Consider the following 3,990-nt stretch of genomic DNA (forward strand, 5'->3'; position numbering starts at 1 on the left):
ACGAGGTCAGTCTTGTTGAGGATCACGACGTCCGCAAAGGCGATCTGATCCTCGGCCTCGTTTGAGTCTTTCAAGCGCAGTGGCAGGTGCTTGGCATCGACCAGCGCGACCACGGCGTCCAGCCGCGTCTTGGCGCGCACGTCGTCGTCCATAAAAAAGGTCTGTGCGACCGGAGCCGGGTCGGCCAGACCCGTGGTTTCCACCACGATCGCGTCGAACCGTCCAGAACGCCGCGTCAGCCCCTCCACCACACGCACAAGATCGCCACGCACCGTGCAGCACACGCAGCCATTGTTCATCTCGTAGATTTCCTCGTCGGATTCGACGATCAGATCGTTGTCTATGCCGATCTCACCGAACTCGTTGACGATCACGGCGTAACGCTTGCCGTGATCTTCGGTGAGAATGCGATTTAAAAGTGTGGTTTTGCCGGAGCCGAGATAGCCGGTCAGCACCGTGACCGGGATCTGTGTCGGCTTGGTTTCGCTGGGTGTCTCGGTTTGCACGTCGGACATGATTTCTCGCAGGACTGGAACGGTTTCTCGACTATATAAGTCCGCGCATTCACGATTGCACGGTCAGTTCTCGAATTGCACGGTCAGTTCTCGAAATGGGAAAGATCGAAGCGGTTGACGTCGATGAGCAGGTCGACAAAGCCGGTTGCGCTGTGCTGGATAATTTGCTTTCCGGCCTCCGCGTTGGCTGCGGCAGCGTTGCCAGTAACGCCTTCCGGTGCCAGGTCGCGCATCATCCAGCCAAAGGCATGGGGACCGTAGGCGCGCAAATGAGTGAAATCGCGCTGAAAACCGGCTTGGGCCGACTTGAAATCGGCTGCCTTTTCCATATCGACCAGATCGGGTCGCAGGGCGAGCATGACCGAGGTTTCGATGAAACCGCCATGAATGCCAAGAGCGCGTTCTTCCACTGAGACAAGGCCCTGAGGATATCCGAATCGCGTCCAACTTGTGGCGACTGCCAGCATGCCGAATCGCGCACGCAGTTCGGTCGCCACGATCGTGAGCAAGGGAGAGTTTCCACCGTGGGCGTTGAGTATGACAAACTTGCGTATGCCGGCATTGTGTTGTGCGGCTCCGATGTCGATCCAGCGGCTCGCCGCTTCATGATACGCTAGGCTTTGCGTCTGTGAAGAGTCGGAATGCTCTATCGAGTAGCCGACCTTTTCGACCGGAAGAAAAACGATACCGAGGTTTGTCGGAAGTTCTTTTTTCGCTGCCTCTACAATGCCTTGCGCGATAATCCAATCGGTATCAGGCGGCAGATGAGGGCCGTGTTGTTCGGTTGCTCCTATAGGCAGAACAGCAATTTTTTCGCCAGAGGCGGCTGTATTGTCTTCTGTCTTCATGGTCTGCGTTTCTGTGTAACAAGACAATGATCGATCATACTTCTTACCAGAAAGTACTGTATGCTTATTTGTCTAAACAAGGGCAATCTATGGTTGCAATGGGCTTGGTTGGAGCTATTTTGTTCACGGGGTGTTTATCTCATCGTTCGGAATGTCAAAAGGGGAGTTTTTATGGCCAAAGCTGTAAGGGGCGCGACGATCGGCTTGTTACAATCGACCGCCCGGCTTTCACGCACCGCCCTGGCCGAGCGGCTCTTGGAGCATGGGCTTTATGCGGGGCAGGACAAGATCATGTTGGCGTTATCGGTGGAGAATGGACAGACACCGAGCCAACTTGCCGCCTTATTGGGCGTTCGCCCGCCGACCATTACCAAAACCATCAACCGGCTCACCAACCAGGGTTTTCTGGAGAAACGATTATCCGAGGATGATGGGCGTCGAGCGTATGTTTTTCTCACCAGCGAGGGGGAACAAGCCATTCGCTCGATCGAGAAATCCGTCCGCAAGACCGAGAAGGCGGCCTTAAAGGGATTTGACAAGAAAGAGCAAAAGGTGTTGACCCGCCTCCTTTCCAAGGTTGAAGCCAATCTGAACGGTGTGGGTTTCAACGACGCTGACGATGAGATCGCCGAAGCTGACAGTTAGTTCGCCGGCACTCTGACAGAAAGAAAAAGTCCTGCCCTTTGCTGTCGCCGCATCCATGCGATGCCAAACGATCCCATCCGATCGTTCGATGCGCGGAACGTAAATCGTTCAGGCTGTCGTCCCTCACGAAAGCATGACTGATCCTACCCCAGAGCGTTCTTACGGGTGCGCCGCGTGATTGACCTTCCCACTATCGTTGGCGTAAGCAGTCTTAAACAGTTTAAGGCGGGTTGCACCGACACCCGTGGCATTGTGAGCGGGAGAGATGGCTTAAAATAGCCGTGCCCGATAATAACGGTCATCCGCAGCGGGGGGATTCAGGCTGGCGCAGAAGATCAAGCTTTCCACCATAGCCGAGGCGCTTGGTGTATCCACGGCCACCGTTTCTCTCGCATTGCGCGACAGTCCGCTTGTGGCTGATGCGACGCGTCAGCGGATCAAGGAACATGCGCGCGAGATCGGTTATATCTACAATCGCCGCGCAGCCAGTTTGCGGACATCGCGGTCGGGTATCATCGGCGTCGTGGTGCACGACATCATGAATCCCTTTTTCGCCGAAATCCTACGGTCGATCGAAAGTGAGCTTGACCGATCGAGGCAGACGTTTCTCTTGTCGAACCACTACGATCAATTGGAAAAGCAACGCACGTTCATCGACACGCTTCTGCAATTGGGTGCTGATGGGGTTATCATGTCACCGGCCATCGGCACGCCGCCGCAGGACATTCGCCTTGTCGAGGAAAACGGTTTGCCGACGGTGCTTATCGCTCGGTCTGTCGAAGGTGCGCGCGTCCCGGTGTTCCGCGGTGACGATGCATACGGTACGGGTCTCGCGACCAATCATCTGATCTCGCTCGGCCATACACGCATTGCAATGATCGGTGGTACCGACCAGACATCGACCGGCCGCGATCGTTATCAGGGATATGTGGATGCCATGGGCAAGGCCGGGCTCGAGATTAAACCGCAATGGCGGTTTCCGGGGCCACGCACCAAACAGGCCGGGTTCGAGATTGCCGGAGCGTTCCTTGCCTTGAAAGACAAGCCCACGGCGGCGGTCTGCTGGAACGACCTCGTGGCGATCGGTCTGATGAACGGGATCGCCCGCGCCGGTCTGGTTCCGGGTGTGGATATCTCCGTAACCGGCTATGACGATCTTGAAGAGGCGGCCATCGCCACGCCGGCGCTGACCACCGTCTGGAACGGTCAGCGCGATGTGGGGCGCCGGGCGGCACGGGTTCTGCTCGACAGGTTGAACGGTGCGGATGTGAACCCGGCCCAGGAACTCATCAAGCCTGAATTGCATGTGCGCCAATCAACCGGAAAACCTGTCGAGCGCTGACTCTGTCAGCCGCATCGTTTGCCAGCTTGTTCAATCGGGAGATTTATTTTGGTCGAGACACGGAACATCGCCATTCTGGTGCCCGGACACCTGCATCCTCATGCGCGTGAGCGCATCGCCGCGCGTTTCGAGTTGATATCTCTCGACAAGGCCGATCCGGCTCTGGTGACGAATGAGACCGCCGCGAAGGTTCGTGGCATGGCGGCAATGACGGTTATCGACGCGGCATTCATCGACGCCTTGCCCAATCTTGAGATCGTGGCAAACTTCGGCGTCGGTTACGATGCCGTCGATGCGGCGCATGCCGGTCGGCGCAATGTCATGGTGACCAACACGCCGGACGTCCTGACCGATGAAGTGGCCGACACCGCGGTGGGGCTCCTTTTGAACACGGTGCGTGAGCTGCCCCGCGCCGAGCAATGGCTGCGCGACGGGCGGTGGGAGCGCGACGGGGCCTATCCCTTCTCACGTGGTTCGTTGCGTGGGCGAACGGTCGGCATTTTCGGCATGGGTCGGATCGGCCGTGCCATCGCACAACGCCTTGCAGCGTTCGGCCTGCCGATTGCCTATCACAATCGCCGGCAGTTGCATGACGTACCCTATACATATCACGACACGCTTCCGGGGCTCGCTGCGGCGG

At 57.4% G+C, this 3,990-nt stretch carries 5 protein-coding genes; 3 read left to right on the top strand and 2 right to left on the bottom strand.

Annotation, left to right across the window (positions count from 1 at the left end; genetic code table 11):
* Window positions 1–515 (bottom strand): GTP-binding protein (locus QZ638_RS22750; RefSeq protein ID WP_295814936.1); only part of this gene is annotated, 515 nt, incomplete at its 3' end.
* 83 nt (window positions 516–598) lie between these two features.
* The gene (locus QZ638_RS22755) at window positions 599–1,363 is read right to left on the bottom strand and encodes a creatininase family protein (protein WP_295814938.1); all 765 of its coding nucleotides are present in this window, start codon (window positions 1,361–1,363) and stop codon (window positions 599–601) included.
* A gap of 171 nt (window positions 1,364–1,534) precedes the next feature.
* Between QZ638_RS22755 and QZ638_RS22760 the strand changes: the two genes are divergently transcribed.
* The 3 genes from QZ638_RS22760 to QZ638_RS22770 form a co-directional block, all read left to right on the top strand.
* Entirely contained in the window at window positions 1,535–2,008 is a 474-nt protein-coding gene (locus QZ638_RS22760) for a MarR family transcriptional regulator (protein WP_295814943.1), read from the top strand.
* 322 nt (window positions 2,009–2,330) lie between these two features.
* Window positions 2,331–3,350 (top strand): LacI family DNA-binding transcriptional regulator, encoded by a 1,020-nt coding sequence (locus QZ638_RS22765; RefSeq protein ID WP_295814946.1) that lies wholly within the window; start codon window positions 2,331–2,333, stop codon window positions 3,348–3,350.
* Between the two features lie 48 nt (window positions 3,351–3,398).
* The coding region (locus QZ638_RS22770) for an NAD(P)-dependent oxidoreductase (RefSeq protein WP_295814941.1) at window positions 3,399–3,990 on the top strand (592 nt) is incomplete at its 3' end.

The sequence above is a fragment of the uncultured Nitratireductor sp. genome, assembly GCF_913053745.1.
Lineage (GTDB): Bacteria > Pseudomonadota > Alphaproteobacteria > Rhizobiales > Rhizobiaceae > Nitratireductor.

What these genes read in the sequence shown, in the direction of transcription:
- QZ638_RS22755 (WP_295814938.1), bottom strand. Translation starts at nt 1,363, where the DNA reads ATGAAGACAGAAGACAATACAGCCGCCTCTGGCGAAAAAATTGCTGTT.
- QZ638_RS22760 (WP_295814943.1), top strand. Translation starts at nt 1,535, where the DNA reads ATGGCCAAAGCTGTAAGGGGCGCGACGATCGGCTTGTTACAATCGACC.